We start from the raw sequence: 16,717 nt of genomic DNA on the forward strand, positions 1-16,717 counted from the left end.
GAGATAATTCGATGGCACGCAGCAGACGCAAGAGAGTAGAGGAGCCTGTCCATCACGAGCGGTGGATCGTCTCCTATGCCGACTTCATTACCCTACTATTCGCCTTTTTTGTGGTCATGTATTCGCTCTCATCGGTAAATGAGGGCAAATATCGGGTGCTCTCCAATACTCTCTCCCAAGCCTTCAAAGAGGCGGGGCGCACGTTGGAACCGATCCAGTTGGGCGAGTTGAAGCGGGATCAGGGCACAGCCGATGCTGTGGGTCAGAAGAGCGCGCTGATCGAGACTGACGTGAAACTTGGCCCGGGCACCTATGAGGAGTCGGGCAGCGAGCCGGTCAATCCGCATCGCAGTCTGCTGGCGGAGAGCGACAAAGCGAAAGGAGGGTTGAGCGAGGCCCAGCGATTGCAATATCTCAGCGCAGCTATCGGGGATATGTTAGCCCCTTATGTGGAAGCAGAGTTGATCGATGTCGACTACAAAGATGGTCGTGTGCTGGTGGATATGAAGAACAAACTGCTGTTTCCCAGCGGTAGTGCAGAGTTGTCGCGAGTGGCGCTGAAAGTGCTCAGGGATATCAGCAAGATTATCGGCGTACTACCAAACCGGGTCTGGGTTGAAGGCTATACTGATAACCGCCCTATCCGGACCAATGAGTTCCCGTCGAACTGGGCGCTCTCCGCAGCCCGTGCAGCGAGTGTGGTGGATCTGATCAGCCGGCTGGGAGTGGAGCCGAAGCGGTTGGCGGCGATCGGCTTTGGTGAATACCATCCGATTGCGGACAACACTAGTGAAGCGGGTCGGCAGAAAAATCGGCGCGTGACCCTGGTGATCATCGGTCAGGGTATGGAGTCGGATCTAATGTTCGGCAGGCTGGGTACAGGGCGGTGAAAGTCTGGACGGTCGCCAACCAGAAGGGGGGGGTGGGTAAGACCACCACCGCCGTCAGCATCGCCGGACTGCTTGCCAACTGGGGACTGCGTACCCTGATGCTCGATATCGATCCCCATGGTTCGTTGACCAGCTACTTTCGCTACGATCCCGAGATGGTCGATGAGAGTGTCTACTCGTTGTTCAAGGCGGTGGCGGACAAGCGAGATGTGGACCCCGCCAGCCTGATCTATAACACTGGCACCGAAGGGCTAGATCTGATCCCCGCTGCGATGGTGCTTGCAACCCTGGACCGTCAGGCGGGCAGGCTGGATGGCATGGGGCTGGTGCTCAACAATGCATTGGCACGCCTGCACGACCGCTATGATTATGTGGTGATCGATTGCCCCCCCATCCTGGGAATACTGATGATCAATGCACTCGCCGCCTGTGAACATTTGATCATTCCGGTGCAGACCGAGTTTCTCGCCCTGAAAGGGCTGGAGCGTATGCTGCATACCCTGCGGATGGTACTGAAAGCACGCGCCACGCCGCTTCCCTACACTATTGTTCCCACCATGTATGACGTACGCACGCGGGCTTCTGTGGAGAGCCTGAAGGTGTTGCGTGAGACATATAAGGAGCATCTCTGGCAGAGCCTGATTCCGGTCGACACCCGTTTGCGGGAGGCGAGCCGGGCGGGTATGCCGCCATCGATGTTTGATCCTAATTGCCGCAGTGTTGCCGCCTACACGGAGTTGCTGCAGGAACTTCAGCGTGAAGGGGAGCCGCTCTCCCGGGCCGGTACCAGATGATCAGGTCGGTTGAATACGAACAGCCAGTTGTCGGTTTGGCTGAAAAAGATCTGGCCCTGACCAGCTACCTCGATATGTTGCTGGCGGAGGTGGATGAGCTGCTGCAAGCCCCATCGCCTGTTGAAGTCGAGGTGCTGGATGCTGTCCCCAGTCCATCAGAAGGGCTGCGGTTTTCGCCGAATTGGTCGAAAACACCGTTTCAGACACTCCTGTTTGAGGTGGAGGGCGTCTCACTGGCTGTACCACTGGTTTGTCTCAGTGAAGTCGCGGCCTGGGATGGCCAGTGTGCCGCTGTTCCGAAGCAACCGAAATGGATGCTCGGTGTGCTGATGAGACGAGATGAACTGGTTGGGATTATTGATACGGCACAGCTGATCATGCCGGAGCGGTCTGGAGGAGAGTGCTCAAAGGGTTATCTGCTTCTGGTGGATGAGGGGCGAATCGGCCTGGTGGTGGACAGGGTCTGTGAAACGACAACTCTGGTCAGGGGCGATGTTTGTTGGGCACGAGAGGCAAGTCGTCGTATCTGGATGGCGGGCGTGATGATTGAACAACTTGTTGTGCTGTTGGAAGTGGATGGGCTGGTGGGCATGATCAATGGTTGATCGGCTCACCGGTTTGTCATCTTGCAGATTTATAGATTCAACTCGTCGAAACGATGGGTGTGAGGTAAGGCAATGAACGAAATGGCAGCAGAAAGTGAATTCAACGATGCAGTGATTCAGTTGGTGACCTTTCGTCTGATGGATGAGAGCTACGGCATCAATGTGATGAAGGTGCAGGAGGTGCTCCGCGTTTCCGAGATAGCCCCGGTTCCTGGAGCACCATCATTTGTACTTGGCATCATTAACCTTCGTGGCAATGTGGTAACAGTGATCGATACGAGGAGTCGTTTTGGGTTGCCCCCCCATGAGGTGGATGATGCTAGCCGCATTATTATTATCGAGTCGGAAAAACAGGTGGTAGGTATCCTGGTCGATTCTGTAGCCGAAGTGGTCGAACTGCGCGAGACGGAGATTGATGCGGCACCGAATGTCGGTAGTGAGGAGAGTTCGCGCTACATTCAAGGGGTAGTAACACAGGAGAACCGCCTGCTTATCCTGGTCGATCTGAACAAACTCCTTACCGATCAGGAGTGGGCCGCGATCAAAGCCTTCTGATGCCGGCCCCTGGAGACGTCAGGCCAGCGCATTGAATCATCCTCTTGAGCCACTATAGTGTCGGGTAGTGAAAAGATAGTTCTGCGTAAGAGGGGAGGGGGACATCGTTATGCCTGAAATTGGTGAACAGAACCCGTTAAATCCGCTCTATCCTATCACTCCGGCGAAAAGACCGGAGAAGCGGGAGAAGCCCAGACCTCCCGAGGAGAGAAAAGATCGCCGACCCAAGCGCCAGTCCGATGAGCAGAATGATAATGGGAAGCCTCATATCGATGAGTATGCTTGATGGTTGACAGCAGCATTGCAATTGCTGCGGTCGTTTTGTGCCTTCTGATCATTCTGGCAGGGGGGGTGGCGTTGCTTGTGACCGGACGTCGTTTCCGCAATGAATTATCATCCCTGAGAGGTGAGGTTGAGACCCTCAAACAGTCTGTTGGCGCGCTCTGTTCCAGTGCAGTGGGTGTGGATAAGCGGGTAATCCGGCTGGAGCGCCGCGGGCGTGATCTAGAAGAGCGCCAGGAGACCATTGAACACAACAAGGCTGGCGATCATCCCCCCTATGCGGAGGCGATTCGCCTGGTGCAGCAGGGGGCTAGTGCAGAGCAACTGGTCAATGAGTTGGGGATCAGTGGCGGGGAGGCCGATCTGATCGTGATGCTGCACCGCAACAGTCAGGCTTGATTGTGACGGTGGGCGTCTCTCGCCGACCCTGCCGATTCCACCATTTCACTTCTCTAGCGGGCACGAAAAAGCCGGCGATGCTGTAAGACTTCGCCGGCTTCGTAAGCGGTCAGAGTGGATCTTATTTGATCTTTGCGACCTTGCTGTCGCTGCCGCCTTTGTTATCGCTCCAGCTTAACTCGATTTCATCGCCCTTGGCGCCACCGGTAAACTTGAAAGAGAGATAGGGGTTTTTGGATACACCGCCACTGAACAGTGCGGCTATCACGGTATTCCCCTTGTGCTTGCATGTGATTTCCTGGATAAAGTGGGCCGGGATCAGTTTGCCGGTCTTCTTGTCCTTGCGACCGCCGGTCTCCATCGGGTGGGTCATCAGGGTCTTCACAGTGGTGACGTCACCCTTGGCCTTAGCCCGGATCTTGATGCTAGATTTCGCCATTTTTCTCTATACCTCTGTATCTGTTCTTCCGATGCTGTTGTGGGGCTTAACCGCCGCAACCGCCGATGGTGACCTTCACGCCCTTGCGTGCGCTGTAGAGCTTGCCGCCAGCTTTGACAACACCGATCACATCGCCGGTCTTGCCCATCTTGATACGGGTGGAGACGAAACCGCTTGCGCCCTGTCCAAGGTTGAAGGAGGCAACCAGAGGTACCGGGTTGTTGGAGGCGATGATGGCGATAGATTCCACGCCGCCGATGCTAGTCTCAACGGTGACAGGTACTACGGCACCGTTCTCTGCGATGTCCGGGGCCTTGACCCGGATATCGGTGGAAGGCTCGCTGGTGTCTGATCCCATCAGAGCGCTGAGTGCTGCCGGAACTTCCTTTGCTTCAAAAGCGGCTGAGGGCCAGGCGGCCAGCACTTGCTGCGGCATCAGCAGGCCCGCGCCTGCAGCCATGCCTACTGCGCCGGCAGCCAGTGATCCTTTGAGGAAGATCCTGCGTTTCATGTCGGTACTCATCAATAATTCTCCTGACTGAGAAGATTAGGGGGCGATAAATATCCACTCTCCGACAAGCGCGTATGCCCTCGAGAGGCGCATAAGCATATCGGTACTGCTGTATTTGGAGCCTGATTGGCGTCTAAAGTTTCACTTGTTGGGAAAGCGGTTTTTTTCTCACACAGGTGGGGTCTGTTATCGCTTCTGTTTTTCGCGACCGCTGCCTGTATCACCTTGTCAAGGTAGGCGGTAAGAATACCCTAACTTCAGGTGATGGCAAGTAAAAATTGCCTATATATTAGTGGTTTATAATGTTTGCGGCAGTACTTCCGCAGGCCTCGGATGGGTTTGCTGTGGACCGCCTAATGGTTAACCGTAATGCTTGTTTGTGTTTTATCCTGCAACGGAGATCATTGAGATTTGGCCTGTGCTTCCGAGTGTCGTTGCTGCAGTTCCTGCAGGCGGGCCTCAAGCTGTGACTGAAGATAAAAATCCCCCTTGTCGGGTTGCTTCAGGGCAATCTCGAGCTGGTTGATGGCGGCAGCCAGATCCCCTTCGAAGACATAGCCTCGGCAAGCTGCCGGTGAGATTCAGTCTGTTTGCCCCGGGCCTGTGCGGCGCGGGCGGCAAGTCGCAACAGGCGCGGTTCCCGGGGACGAAGCGCGCGCAGTTGATCGATAACCTTATCGACCTCGCTCTGTTTTCCCGCCTTGAGCAGAGTCTCCGCATAGTGAATTGCCAGCGGGTAGTCGTTCGGTAGCAGCAGGTAGGCTGTCTGCAAAGTCTGTAGAGCCTGCTCCATCTCCCTCCGGGCGAGGGCGATGCGGGCCTGCACCTGGATATAGCTGGTTTCAGTGGGACGCTGTTTCAGCAGTGGCTGTAGCATCTTCTCCGCTTGGTCGGGATTGCCGGCTTGCAGCAGTGCCAGCACATAACCAAAACGGTGCGCCTCCTGGTTGAGATAACGCTCTTGCTTCAGGCCTTCCGCATAGTATTTGACGGCGTCGGCCGGCTTATCATAGTGGCTGACCCGCAGCATTTCCCGCACCAGATAGTAGCGATGGCTGCTGGTGTACTGGCGATAGGGGTAGGTATCTGCCCGGTTCAGTGCATCGGCGATACGGTTGGTGGTGACCGGGTGGGTGCGCAGGATCTCTGGGATGCCGTTTTCGTAGAGGCGGCTGGCATCGGTCAGGCGCTCGAAAAAGATTGGCATCGAACGCGGATCGAAGCTGGCGTCGGCCAACAGGCCTATGCCCACATGGTCCGCCTCCTGCTCGTTGCTGCGAGTGAAGTTGATTTGCTGCTGCAGGGCGTTCGCCTGTGCTCCGGCGGCGATAGCCATACCCGCCTCGCCCGATGCACTGGCTCCGATCAGCACCGCGGCGAGCAGCAGTGCGGCGGTCTTACCGCTCATCCGGTTGGCTGCATCGAAAGCGCGTAGCAGATGTTTCTGGGTGACGTGGGCGATCTCATGGGCGACCACCGAGGCGAGCTCGCTCTCGCTCTGGCTGGCCAGGATCAGCCCGCTGTAGATGCCGATGTAGCCTCCCGGACCGGCAAAGGCGTTGATGACCGGTGAGCGGATAACAAAGAAGTGGAACTGGCCGCCCGCTGCATCACTCTGTTCGACCAGCTGTCGCCCCATCGACTGGATATATTCGTCGATCAGCGGCTCATCCACTACGTCCTGGGTTTCCCGAACGTTTTTTATGAACTCCCGGCCCAGACGCGTCTCATCGGCCGGAGTCAGATATTGATCCGAGGGTGAGCCCAGTTCCGGCAGCAGGATCCCCCCCGGCGCTGGCGCGAGATCGCCATCGGCGGCGAAGCTGAGCGAGACGACGGCAGCGAACAGGGCCGTGATGAGCGCCAGCAGCAGCGGAATGGATGGGCTGGTGAATCGTTTCATGAACCTTATGGAGTCTATCCGGCGGCGGGAGTTCCGTCTGATCTTGAAATCTGGCCTGGCAAAACCCCTGACGGCTNGCAGGGGTGCCAGCTTAAGGGCTGTTAGTTGATCGATACCAGTTCGATGGCGAAGGTGAGAGCCTGGCCCGCCAGCGGGTGGTTGGCATCAACACGGATCGAGCTATCATCCATCTCCACCACCGTCATCTGCACCACCTGGCCATCCGGGCTCTGCGCCTGCAGTGGCATGCCGACCTCTACCTCCATATCATCGGGCAGGGCGTCGCGTGGTACATTGTGAACCAGCTCATCGTCACGCTCACCGTAGGCCTCCTCAGCCGGGATCCGCACGCTCTTTTTTTCGCCGATGCTCATGCCGCTGACGGCGCTATCGAAGCCGGGGATCACCATGCCGCTGCCGATCTGAAACTCGAGTGGCTCCTGGCCTTCGGAACTGTCGAACTGGGTGCCGTCATCGAGGGTGCCGGTGTAGTGAATCTTTACGCTGTCGCCGTTCTGTGCCTGGCTCATGGTTGTCTCCAAATGGTGTTGTACCGCTGCATCGGCTTGAAGCTGGCAGAGTCGGGATAGCGCGGGCTGGCGAATCTGGAAGCGAAGGGGAGATGACTGGCGGAATGGTAAAACTGCCGCGCAAAAGTAACAGATGGCAGGGAGAGGGACAAATCCCGTGATGTGCCAGGACGTTAGTTGAGCTGAATGCGCTCACCCCAGGGGGGTTTAGTCTTGCCCTTGACCAGCCAGATCACCGGATAGCCCGGCTCCTGCTTGGGGAAGGCGCCCTCTGCATCGGTGAAGTAGACCAGCAGATCGGGGCGCTGGGGCTGCTCGCTGATCCACTTGAACACCGGGCGGAAATCGGTGCCGCCACCGCCCTGGATCTGTTCCGGCAGGGTGAACTCGTCCCAGCTTTCGTAGTGCCAGGGAGCACCTTCGGCGAGCTGTGAATCGCAGGCAAGCAGGGTGATGCAGGCACGCATCTGGCCTTTGAGGGCGTTGACTTCGGCGAGAAACTCGGTGATCTCGGCGTTGCTGATGGAGCCGGAGGTGTCGAGCGCCACCACCAGTTCCACCTGGTTGCTGCGTAGGCTCGGCAGAATGAACGCCCCTTCGCGGCGGGAGGGCCGCATGTAGCTGAAGTCATCCCGCGCCATGGCGGTCATATAACGCGCCAGCAGCATCCGCCAGGGCAGCTGCGGTTGCAGCAGGTGATCCACCATGCGTGCCATCTCGCCCCCCATCTTGCCCGCCTGCATCGCTTGCTGGGCGGCACCGGCGAGGCGCTGCTGCCACTGGATGTTGAGGGTCTCCGCCTCATCCGGAGTGAGTGGCTCGGGCTGTTCGGCACCGCCATCGCTAGGCTGCTGGTCTGGGGTCCGCGAGTCTGTCTGCTCCGTCTTGTCCTGCTGCAGATCTTTCTCGTTTTTGCCACTGCTGCGGTTCTTGGTGTTGTCCTGGTCGTAGACATGGTTGTCGAGCGGCTGCTCGTCATCCTTCTCGTCGAGGCAGGGGTAGATCTCCTCTGCTGTCATGCCCTTGAACTGGGTTAGATAGAGCGAACCAGGCGGTGGCTTGAGGCCGTCGTCGATCAGCAGCGGGTTGATGGCGTAGTCACAGGCCATGTCCCAGTGCAGCTTGGTGCGGTGCTGGCGACGCGCGAAGTGCGACAGCGCACAGTGCAGCGCCTCGTGGGCGAGCATGAACTGAGTCTCATCCAGGCTCAGACAGTCGATGAACTCCGGATTGTAGTAGAACTTGCGCGCGTCGGTAGCGGTGGCTGGGCACCAGTCGGGATCGGCCGCCTGTAACGGCAGGCGCATCACCAGCGCACCGAGGAACGGCTTATCGAGGATTAGCTTGGTGCGGGCCGCGGCCAGCTTGGTCTCGATCTTTTCGATATCCATATTTGCTGGTTAAAATTTATTCGTAAAGCATCACATCGGAGATCGCCTGTGCCCAGTCGCCGAACTGGGGCACGCTGAACAACGTCTCGCCGATCGCGCGGTGCATGTCGGATACCAGCATTACTCCCATCTCACGCTGTGGAAAGCGCTGCGCATAGTCGAGGATGCGCCCCATCACTTCGATCTCTGCGCCGCTCTCTTGGGCGCGGATCGCACGCCCCACCAGGGCGGCGGCGACCGCGTACTGCAGGTCGATCTCCTCCGGCACCGCCACCTCTTCGCCAGCGAGGATCGCATCCAGGTCGGGCATCTTGTCGAGGCTGTTGACGAAGGCGGTCAGCTCGATACCGGCGGCCGGCCCGACACAGGCCTGCAGGGTGCCCTGCAGCAGGTCCGGATGGCTGGAAAATTTCTGCAGACCGCGGTGGGCGAACTCCCAGGAGCGCGGAGAGGGAAAGGCGACCGGATTGTGGGTTGGGTCGAAGTCGAACAGCAGCTCCGGACGGAAGCGTAGGAAGCCGATCACCCGTTCATCGATGTTGTGGCGGTAGGCCCACAGCACCCAGTCGTCGAGGTGGGTCTCCACCTCGAAGTGGGAGAAGCGGTTGGCGAGTGGCGCCGGCATGCTGTAGGTGACGCCGCGGTCGCCCTGGCGGTTGCCGGCGGCGAAGATCGCCCAGCCCTCCGGCACCTGGTATTCGCCCAGTCGACGGTCGAGGATAAGCTGGTAGGCGGCGGCAGAGACGGTGGGTGGTGCGGAGGTGATCTCGTCGAGAAACAGGATGCCTGCGTCGCCGTGGCGCTCAGCATCGGGCAGGATCGATGGGATCGCCCAGTTGACATGACCGTCGATGCGGAACGGGATGCCGCGCAGGTCGCTGGGCTCCATCTGCGACAGACGGATGTCGATCACCGGCGCGCCGTGCTCTTGCGCCACTTGGCGCACCATATCGGATTTGCCTACCCCGGGCGGGCCCCACAACATCACAGGGGTGTGGTGGCCGTGGCGGGTGCTTTTGAACTCCTGCTTGAGGATAGTTGACAGCTGGGCTGGGCGCATAGAGGGTCCTTCAAAGGGGAAGCGTTGCGGGAGAAGTTGTGATGGCTGGGAACTCAGTCGAGTAGGTTGCGGGTCGCCCGGGAGAGCTGCTTGTAGACTTCCGGGCCATCCTTGTCCATCACCTGATCGATCACCCAGCGGTTCTTCTGCTCGTCACCCATGAGCTGCTGGATCTCGAAACCGAGGTGACGGAAGAAGGGATAGGAGGGGCCTGTATCGCTGAAACTGAACTCGGCATACTCACCGGAGCGCTGGTTGAACAGGCTGATAAAGCGGTTGGCGTGATCGCCCTCGCCGAGCAGGTCACGGGCGTTGTCCTGGTAGTGGTCGGCGAGTTTCATCACCAGTGCGGTGATCAGCTCGCGGCGTCCCTCCGCATCGAATTGTGGATGGATGATGCGATCCACGACCTGCACCTCGAAGGCCAGATATTCAGCGATCACGCCAAGGCGCTGCAGATCCGAGTCATAGATGAAGTGTTCGCCGTGCAGGGTGATCGCCTTGTCGAGGGCGATGCGCCAGGCGATGAAAGCGGTGGCGGCGCCGATCTCTCCGGGGGAGCGGGTGGCGTCTTCGTCGTGCCATTGGCTTTTGATTCTGATGGCCAAAAGGGATCTCCGGTTACTGCTTGGCAAGATGCTGTCGGCCCGCATGCGATGCGATTCCGCTGGAAATCAGCGGGAAATTCAGCTTGGCTGAGGTCGGGACAGCATGTTAGGTTGCTTCAAATACCCAAGTATTCTACTGGGATAAGGGTCGATTTCAATGGTTTGAATCCGCCTTATTTGTGCTGGATCGTGGGATCTGGCGCCAGCGTGAATAAGGTGGGTTGATCTTACCGAGGATTCTCTGGTTATGTCTCTGCAACAGCTCAGCCAGGCGGTACAGTACAACTGCCATATCTCCGACGCGCGCCACGGCGGCGACTACGGACTCTGCACCTACCTGATGAAGATGCGTGAGTATTTTCGCTGGGAGAAGGGGCTGGGTTATGCCGAGCAGTTGCCGAAGGAGGAGGTGGGGGAGTGGCTCGCCGAACGGGAGTCCCTCTGGGAGACACTGGCTGAGGCGGAGTATCGGTCGTTGCCGATTAACGGTGGTGAGTATGCCCCCTTCGAGGTGGAGTCGATCAACCAGCAGTTGCATGCCGAGGGGTTGGTCTACAGTGCCGGCTACGGCATCAAGAACAAACCGCACTTCTTTCTCGCCCAGCTGGAGCGGTACGAACAGCCGCAGGGGATGTCGTTACTAGTCTCCGGACGTGAGTTGGCGCGGGATCTGAGCGCACCGGCGGCGATGAGCCTGGGGCGGCAGATCTTTCTGCGTCGTGAGTCGTTGCGCAGGCTATTGTGGGAGAAGCTGGAGAGCTGGCGCTGGCACCGACCCGACAATGCCCTCGGCCGCGCCTTCGCCTGCTACGATTTCGAGCAGGAACTGGAGTCCTCACTGGATGCAATGGTGGAATGCGAGATCGAGATGGTGCTGTTGCATGAGCAGGGGGAGTGCCGGGTCGGCGAGGCGCTGGGCGAGTCATGGGGTGAGATGCTGATGGCACTCAGTTTCACCCCGGCGGAACTGATGCTGCGTGCGGTGCGGGACCACTGGTCCGACTGCAGCAGCAGCCTGCCGGGTCTGATCGCGCAGGGGCAGGCGGCCTCGATCCACTTCTGGTTCGGCAACCTCGGCGGGATGCGTCGGGAGCTTTTTCCTGGTGCGCTCAAGGCCTATGAGGAGTGGCGCAGTGCGGGGGGCACGGAGCCGCTGGCGGTGGTCGCCCGCATGGGGCAGGCACACTGGGAGCGGATCGCGATGGAGTCACTGCAGCTTTACCAGCAACAGGGAAGCGAGGCGGCCAGTGCGATCCAACAGCTGATCGGGTCAAATCACCTCTGATAGAGCATCTCGATAGCGCCTGCGCTCATCAGCAGCCCCATCGCTAGCACCAGCAGAAAGGTCAGCCGGCGGTAGTTGTGATCGTCGAGGCGGCGATAGAGCGTGATGCCGAGCCAGGTGCCGGTGATCAGCATCGGCAGCGCCATCAGCGCCTGTTCGGCGACTTTAAGGTTGAGCAGCCCGCTGATGCCGTGGGCGCTGGCGGTGATCAGACCTGCAGCGACAAAGAAGAGACTCAGTGCGGCCTTCTGCTGGTCGGCGGACCACTGCTGGGCCGCTACATGCAAGATCACCGGTGGCCCGTTGGTGCTGAAGGCGGCCCCCAGCGCGCCGGAACCGGTGCCGATGCCGATCGGATGGTACCTGAGCCAGGCAGGTTGCAGCGTTCGTCCAGCCAACGAGAGGGCTGCATAGCCGCTGAGGAAGAGCCCCAGGGTGAGTTTCACCCAGACCTCGGGTGCGTCGATCAGAAAGTAGAGGCCGAGCGGGGTGCCGAGCAGATAGCCGCCGATCAGCGGCAGCACCGGCTTCAGGCTCAGGCTGCGGCGCAGGTGGAGCAGATTCAGGCTCGACATGCCGATGCCCAGCAGCACCATCAGTGGTACCACCTGCTCCATCGGTAGCAGCAGGCTCATCAGCGGCACCGCCACCAGCGCGGAACCAAACCCGGACAGCCCCTGCACCAAGCCGGCGAGGGCGGTGATGGCGGCAATCGCGAGGGGGAGTTCCATGGTCGATCAGCTGAAGCTGGTTTCCTGCGGTTCGCCGTTGTTGTCGATACGGATCTGGCGGATCTCCGGCATGCGGCTGGTGATGTAGCCGCCCATCAGCAGCGCCAGGTTTTCGTTATGGGTCTCGATGGCGGCCAGCAGTTTGTCGGCGGCGATCTGGCAACGCTGCTGTTGATCGGGCTGCTTTAGCCAGGTCTGTCCCAGGCGCCGGCCGTTGTCCATATCCTTGTCCATCTTGTCGAAGGCGTCTGCCATCTTCTCTTGATATCCCTCGGGGATCTCAAGGTTCATCGAATAGTCGCCAATGATCAGATTCAGTAACATGATTCGCCCTTTAACTTTGTAGACCGGGAGTTGCGCGCATACTCCGATCAGACGTGGAGAAAATCAAGCGTATGAATAAGCGGGAATTGCTGGTGTTGGTAGAACTGGGGGGATACCCCAACTTCGTGCCACTCTATCAGCGTCACGGTTATGCGGTGGAGATGGTTAACTCGGTGCGCAAGGCGCAGGCCTGGTTGAAACGGCATCGGCCGGCGGTAGTGGTGGCTGAGTTCTATTCTGATCCGCAGTTCCGCGACCGTATGAGCAACCTGGAGTCGTTGCTCGCCAGCCTGCAGCGCTATTGTGCAGATGCCAAGGTGATCGTCCTGATCGAGCCGCAGTACCGGCCGAAGCTGGAGCAGGTGATGAAACGTTATTCGATATTTGGTGTTGTCGAGTTTCCGCTCCGGGAAGAGCGACTGGAGAGTCTGCTGCTGCAGGTGGAGGGTTGAGCGTATTGTTGCAGATGCCGGGGCTGTTAAACGTAGTGTGACTGCTGAAGATCAGTGAGGTGTTTGATGGGGCTGAGTTTGTCTTAGGCACAAAAAAAGGGGCTGCGAAGCCCCTTTTTCGGCGCGGTATGCTGGAGGCTTAGTAGCCGCCCTTGCGCTTGGTCTCGGGCAGTCCTGCGACCTTGCTGGCCTGCTTAGCGGGACCTTTCGGGAAATGGATATAGAGGGCTTTGGCATCTACCTTGGGGAGGTCGGTCCAGACTCCCTTGAAGTGTTTTACCATATTGCGCTCGTTGGGCTGGTTGCCACCATTGTTGAGGTATTCGTCGCGCAGGTAGTTGATGATGTCCCAGCTTTTTTCGGAGAGGGTAACGCCTTCCGCTTCGGCGATAACCTTGGCGACATCTTCGTTCCACTCGCTCTGATCGACCAGGTAGCCGTTTTCGGTGGCCTCAATGGTTGTGCCATTCACTTCATATGACATTGGTTTCTCCTTCTCGATGGTAACTCGGGTGGGTGGGGGTGCCCGCCCGCGTAGCTAAAAGTCGTGGGGCGGTATCTTATACAGTCTTATGGGGGACGAACAAGCCGAATCCTCGGTGGCGCAGGGGGCCGACGCCGTGCTGCTGCAGGGTGACCGCATCCTCGTAGGAGAGGCCGGCGACCATCAGGCTGCGGCTTGACTGTGGGCCATCAGGGCCCTGAAATCTGGCCTCTTTGCCGGCCAGGATCTTTTTGAAGCGCAGCCTGAGACGGTGCAGATCGGCGAGCGATTGTTCCAGGAATTGATCTTCATCGTTGCTGGCATCGGTTGCGACATAGCGGCTGTAGAGAGTGGTGGTAATCCCCAGCGGGTGCGCCTTGGCGCTGCCTATGGTGAGCGGCATGCCTTGGATATGCAGAGTTTTGCCGTTGAGCGCCTGGGCGTCATCGATGCGCGCCTGCGGCAGTCGCAGCTGCAGCCGGGTGCGGCGCGACAGGTAAAGGGTGTCGTCGGATCCCTGGGGACGCTCCCAGCCGTTGCCAGAATCGGCGCCATAGATCAGGTGTAGGCCGCACAGTCTCTCCTCGGCGAACCAAGGCAGTATCCGCTGGATCTCTTTAGAGAGGGCCCAGGCGTGATCCACCGGCAGCGCCTTGCATTCGATGCGGAAGGACAGGTCGAGTACGTTATCGGGCACCACAAACTGATCGTTGTCGCTCTCTTCTTGCCAGTACATCTGCAAACCTCTCTCAGTGGGGGATCTTGGCGCGCAGTGCGTCGCGGTCGAACCACCAGTCGCTCTCGGTGACTAGATCGAGCACCTTGGCCAGGCGCGGCAGGAATTTTCCTGGATCATCCAGCTCCATGCGCTCCACCCAGAAGTCGAAGATCTCTTGTTCTTCGACCTGGCTGTGACGGCGTGCTACCTCTCCGAGCAGCTGGCTGGTAAAGAATTTCAGCTCTTTGCGCTCGGCGCCTTCGGCGCGCAGGTCGACGATGTAGGCGGCAGTGGCGGCGGCTACCGCAGCGCCGTCCGAGTTGTCTGGGGTCTCATCGATCAGGTGCTGCAGCATGGCGACGCTGAGCTCCGGGAGGATAGGGAAGGTTACCGAGAGCCAGATGCCTTGTGCCAGCGCCTTGAGTGAGTCGGCTTGCTCTGCCTGGTAGAGGATGTCGCAGGCCTCCACCGCCTGCAGCCAGAGCTCGTTGTCGATCGCCTGTGGGAGCATCTCCTGCACCGCCTTCCAGGCCGCCTCGTTCTGGTCCAGATCGAGCTGGAGATAACCGCGCTCCAGGATTAGGGTGAGGCGTGATTCCAATGATGCGTCGGCGGGCAGGGCAGCAAGTTGCTCATCCTTCTCGTCGAGGCGGATCTGCAGCAACTTGCTGGATGGAATGGCGTCCTCGGAACACTCGTTGTCGCCGAGAAAGGTCTCTGATTCAAGGTACTTCACGCGCTAACCTCTTATTTGCTGCTGCATTAGGTAAAGGCCGCCTCGAGGCGGTCTTCCCAATTGTCGGGGGTGTCGGCGAAGGGGGGTTTGACATCGATGCGGAAGAACATCTCGCGCTTTGATCGTACCTTTATTGCCTGGACCAACTCTTCGAAGGTCTCTAAGTCCGGGTTTTGCATCATCAGTTCGCTAAGGTAGAGCATTTGTGTGACCCTGTGATTCTGTCTGGCCCTTTCGTGGGGCGATTCTACCGCTCCAGAGGGACTTTAAAACCGCACAATTTTACTCGGTTATTGGCTGACTGCAATCGACAACAGCTGTTTTGTGATCCGAAGATTAATACCCATATGTTGCCGGCTTATTAAGAGGGGGGGTAGTGGTTATGCGATCTTTTTGGGAGAATCCATTATCTCATTGTTTATTAATGGGTTATCATGAAATTCATGGATTGAAAGGTGCTCGGTTGGGGAGTTTCTTATCCCAAAGGGGATAGACGTCGTCTATGCTTACCCTCCCATCGGAAGGATATTTCCGATCATAAGTAAACCCTAAACTTTGCGCCCTGTAGAGGCAGGCTTGTAGCCTGCAACGGCTTCGGATTGCAGGGTGCACGGCTGTATTCTACGCTCGGTGGACGGCCGGGCTGATAGCAACGAATACGAACTGGCCAGAGTCCCCACGTAAACGACCATTGGGAGAAAGAGTGATGGCAAAACAGATGCATGATACCCCCATGCTTGATCAGCTGGAGAGTGGCCCTTGGCCCTCGTTTGTAACCGGCCTCAAGCGTCTCGCGAAGGAAAATGACATCATGGTTGACCTGCTGGGTCAGCTGGAAGAGTCCTACGAGACCAAAAAAGGTTACTGGAAGGGCGGTACCGTTGGCGTTATCGGTTATGGCGGCGGCGTGATTCCACGTTTCACCGAGCTGAAGAATGAGGACGGCACCCCCAAGTTTCCTGCCGCCGCAGAATTCCACACCCTGCGTATCATGCCGCCTCCTGGCATGCACTACGATACCAAGACCATTCGCAAGTTCTGCGACATCTGGGAGAAGTACGGTTCTGGTCTGATTGCATTCCACGGTCAGTCTGGTGACATTATGTTCCAGGGGTGCTCCACCGATAACGTGCAGCCTGCCTTCGATGAGCTGAACGAGATGGGTTTCGACATGGGTGGAGCGGGTCCCGCTGTGCGGACCGGCATGTCCTGCGTTGGTGCAGCGCGCTGTGAGCAGTCCTGCGTGGACGAGGGTCGCACCATGCGCATGCTGGTGAACAACGCCCTCGACGATATGCATCGTCCGGCACTCCCCTACAAGATGAAATACAAGGTCTCTGGCTGCCCGAATGACTGCATGAACGCCATTCAGCGTGCAGACGTGGCCATCATCGGTACCTGGCGCGACGACATGAAGGTCGATCAGGAAGAGGTCAAGAAGTACGTCGCCGATATGGGCCGCAAGAAGATGATCGACAACGTCATCACCCGCTGCCCGACCCAGGCGCTGTCGCTGAATGACGACGATACCCTGGCCGTCGACAACAAGAGCTGTGTGCGCTGCATGCACTGCATCAACGTCATGACCAAGGCGCTGTCTCCTGGTGACGACAAAGGTATTACCGTACTCTGCGGTGGTAAGCGTACCCTGAAGATCGGCGACCTGATGGGCACCGTGATCGTGCCTTTCCACAAGCTGGATACCGACGAGGATTACGAGTGGCTGGAAGAGCTGGCTACCGAGATCCTGGACTTTTTCGCTGAGAACGCCCTGGAGCATGAGCGTACCGGTGAGATGATCGAACGTATCGGTCTGGTTAACTTCCTCGAAGGCATCGGCCTGGAAGTCGATCCCAACATGATCGAGCGTCCGCGCATGAACCCCTACATCCGTACGGATGGGTGGGACGAAGAAGCCGCCAAGTGGGCTGAGCGCCAGGCTTAACAATCTGTTGATTGCCAGATAAAGGCAGTTTCATGCGGGGCTCTGGTGTTCGCACCGGAGGCCCCGCAAAGCGAA

Annotated in this window: 21 protein-coding genes; 8 read left to right on the forward strand and 13 right to left on the reverse strand. The window is 58.5% G+C overall.

Annotated features, from left to right (window positions below; genetic code table 11):
- Positions 1-11 precede the first annotated feature (11 nt).
- From motD to RIFP1SYM_RS03310, 5 genes are all read left to right on the forward strand, one after another.
- Positions 12-890, forward strand: coding sequence for a flagellar motor protein MotD (motD, locus tag RIFP1SYM_RS03290; RefSeq protein WP_005959698.1), 879 nt, complete (start codon positions 12-14; stop codon positions 888-890).
- The gene (locus tag RIFP1SYM_RS03295; RefSeq protein WP_005959699.1) at positions 887-1,684 is read left to right on the forward strand and encodes a ParA family protein; all 798 of its coding nucleotides are present in this window, start codon (positions 887-889) and stop codon (positions 1,682-1,684) included. Before motD ends, RIFP1SYM_RS03295 begins: the two co-directional genes overlap by 4 nt.
- Positions 1,681-2,289 carry a chemotaxis protein CheW gene (locus tag RIFP1SYM_RS03300; protein WP_005959700.1) on the forward strand — a complete coding sequence of 203 codons (609 nt, stop codon included), beginning with the start codon at positions 1,681-1,683 and terminating at the stop codon, positions 2,287-2,289. Before RIFP1SYM_RS03295 ends, RIFP1SYM_RS03300 begins: the two co-directional genes overlap by 4 nt.
- 72 nt (positions 2,290-2,361) lie before the next feature.
- Positions 2,362-2,844, forward strand: a complete 483-nt coding sequence (locus RIFP1SYM_RS03305) for a chemotaxis protein CheW (protein ID WP_005959701.1) — start codon at positions 2,362-2,364, stop codon at positions 2,842-2,844.
- Between the two features lie 285 nt (positions 2,845-3,129).
- Positions 3,130-3,525: a DUF2802 domain-containing protein gene (locus RIFP1SYM_RS03310; protein WP_139042047.1), complete on the forward strand. Its 396-nt coding sequence runs from the start codon at positions 3,130-3,132 to the stop codon at positions 3,523-3,525.
- Positions 3,526-3,646: 121 nt separating this feature from the next.
- Here RIFP1SYM_RS03310 and soxZ read toward each other — a convergent pair whose 3' ends face one another.
- The 7 genes from soxZ to RIFP1SYM_RS03345 form a co-directional block, all read right to left on the reverse strand.
- Positions 3,647-3,964 (reverse strand): thiosulfate oxidation carrier complex protein SoxZ, encoded by a 318-nt coding sequence (gene soxZ / locus RIFP1SYM_RS03315; RefSeq protein WP_005959703.1) that lies wholly within the window; start codon positions 3,962-3,964, stop codon positions 3,647-3,649.
- Positions 3,965-4,010: 46 nt separating this feature from the next.
- Positions 4,011-4,487, reverse strand: a complete 477-nt coding sequence (gene soxY, locus RIFP1SYM_RS03320; RefSeq protein WP_039959664.1) for a thiosulfate oxidation carrier protein SoxY — start codon at positions 4,485-4,487, stop codon at positions 4,011-4,013.
- A 490-nt stretch (positions 4,488-4,977) separates the two neighbouring features.
- Positions 4,978-6,378 carry a M48 family metalloprotease gene (locus tag RIFP1SYM_RS03325; protein WP_005959705.1) on the reverse strand — a complete coding sequence of 467 codons (1,401 nt, stop codon included), beginning with the start codon at positions 6,376-6,378 and terminating at the stop codon, positions 4,978-4,980.
- Between the two features lie 101 nt (positions 6,379-6,479).
- A complete protein-coding gene (locus RIFP1SYM_RS03330; RefSeq protein WP_006475288.1) occupies positions 6,480-6,908 on the reverse strand; it encodes an FKBP-type peptidyl-prolyl cis-trans isomerase in 429 nt (142 codons plus the stop codon).
- A 173-nt stretch (positions 6,909-7,081) separates the two neighbouring features.
- Positions 7,082-8,299, reverse strand: a complete 1,218-nt coding sequence (locus RIFP1SYM_RS03335) for a vWA domain-containing protein (protein WP_005959707.1) — start codon at positions 8,297-8,299, stop codon at positions 7,082-7,084.
- A 16-nt stretch (positions 8,300-8,315) separates the two neighbouring features.
- Positions 8,316-9,359 carry an AAA family ATPase gene (locus RIFP1SYM_RS03340; RefSeq protein WP_005959708.1) on the reverse strand — a complete coding sequence of 348 codons (1,044 nt, stop codon included), beginning with the start codon at positions 9,357-9,359 and terminating at the stop codon, positions 8,316-8,318.
- Between the two features lie 53 nt (positions 9,360-9,412).
- On the reverse strand, positions 9,413-9,967 hold the full coding sequence (locus tag RIFP1SYM_RS03345) for a hypothetical protein (protein WP_006475285.1): 555 nt from the start codon (positions 9,965-9,967) through the stop codon (positions 9,413-9,415).
- Positions 9,968-10,214: 247 nt separating this feature from the next.
- Here RIFP1SYM_RS03345 and RIFP1SYM_RS03350 point away from each other — a divergent pair, with 247 nt between their 5' ends.
- The gene (locus RIFP1SYM_RS03350; protein WP_005959710.1) at positions 10,215-11,252 is read left to right on the forward strand and encodes an Sfum_1244 family protein; all 1,038 of its coding nucleotides are present in this window, start codon (positions 10,215-10,217) and stop codon (positions 11,250-11,252) included.
- Here the strand turns inward: RIFP1SYM_RS03350 and RIFP1SYM_RS03355 are convergent.
- A complete protein-coding gene (locus tag RIFP1SYM_RS03355) occupies positions 11,243-11,983 on the reverse strand; it encodes a sulfite exporter TauE/SafE family protein (protein ID WP_005959711.1) in 741 nt (246 codons plus the stop codon). The two genes, RIFP1SYM_RS03350 and RIFP1SYM_RS03355, sit on opposite strands and share 10 nt — an antisense overlap.
- 6 nt (positions 11,984-11,989) lie before the next feature.
- Positions 11,990-12,307, reverse strand: a complete 318-nt coding sequence (locus RIFP1SYM_RS03360; protein ID WP_005959712.1) for a hypothetical protein — start codon at positions 12,305-12,307, stop codon at positions 11,990-11,992.
- 71 nt (positions 12,308-12,378) lie between these two features.
- Here RIFP1SYM_RS03360 and RIFP1SYM_RS03365 point away from each other — a divergent pair, with 71 nt between their 5' ends.
- A complete protein-coding gene (locus tag RIFP1SYM_RS03365; RefSeq protein ID WP_006475284.1) occupies positions 12,379-12,759 on the forward strand; it encodes a DNA-binding transcriptional response regulator in 381 nt (126 codons plus the stop codon).
- A gap of 139 nt (positions 12,760-12,898) precedes the next feature.
- Here the strand turns inward: RIFP1SYM_RS03365 and RIFP1SYM_RS03370 are convergent, their stop codons facing one another.
- The 4 genes from RIFP1SYM_RS03370 to RIFP1SYM_RS03385 form a co-directional block, all read right to left on the reverse strand.
- Positions 12,899-13,243 (reverse strand): TusE/DsrC/DsvC family sulfur relay protein, encoded by a 345-nt coding sequence (locus RIFP1SYM_RS03370; RefSeq protein ID WP_005959714.1) that lies wholly within the window; start codon positions 13,241-13,243, stop codon positions 12,899-12,901.
- Positions 13,244-13,319: 76 nt separating this feature from the next.
- Entirely contained in the window at positions 13,320-13,979 is a 660-nt protein-coding gene (locus RIFP1SYM_RS03375) for a type I-MYXAN CRISPR-associated protein Cas6/Cmx6 (protein ID WP_006475283.1), read from the reverse strand.
- A gap of 13 nt (positions 13,980-13,992) precedes the next feature.
- A complete protein-coding gene (locus tag RIFP1SYM_RS03380; RefSeq protein WP_005959716.1) occupies positions 13,993-14,697 on the reverse strand; it encodes a hypothetical protein in 705 nt (234 codons plus the stop codon).
- A 26-nt stretch (positions 14,698-14,723) separates the two neighbouring features.
- The gene (locus tag RIFP1SYM_RS03385) at positions 14,724-14,900 is read right to left on the reverse strand and encodes a hypothetical protein (RefSeq protein ID WP_005959717.1); all 177 of its coding nucleotides are present in this window, start codon (positions 14,898-14,900) and stop codon (positions 14,724-14,726) included.
- Positions 14,901-15,403: 503 nt separating this feature from the next.
- Here RIFP1SYM_RS03385 and dsrA point away from each other — a divergent pair.
- Entirely contained in the window at positions 15,404-16,642 is a 1,239-nt protein-coding gene (gene dsrA / locus RIFP1SYM_RS03390; protein ID WP_039959666.1) for a dissimilatory-type sulfite reductase subunit alpha, read from the forward strand.
- The last annotated feature ends 75 nt before the right edge of the window (positions 16,643-16,717 follow it).

This window comes from endosymbiont of Riftia pachyptila (vent Ph05) (assembly GCF_000224455.1).
Lineage (GTDB): Bacteria > Pseudomonadota > Gammaproteobacteria > Chromatiales > Chromatiaceae > Endoriftia > Endoriftia persephonae.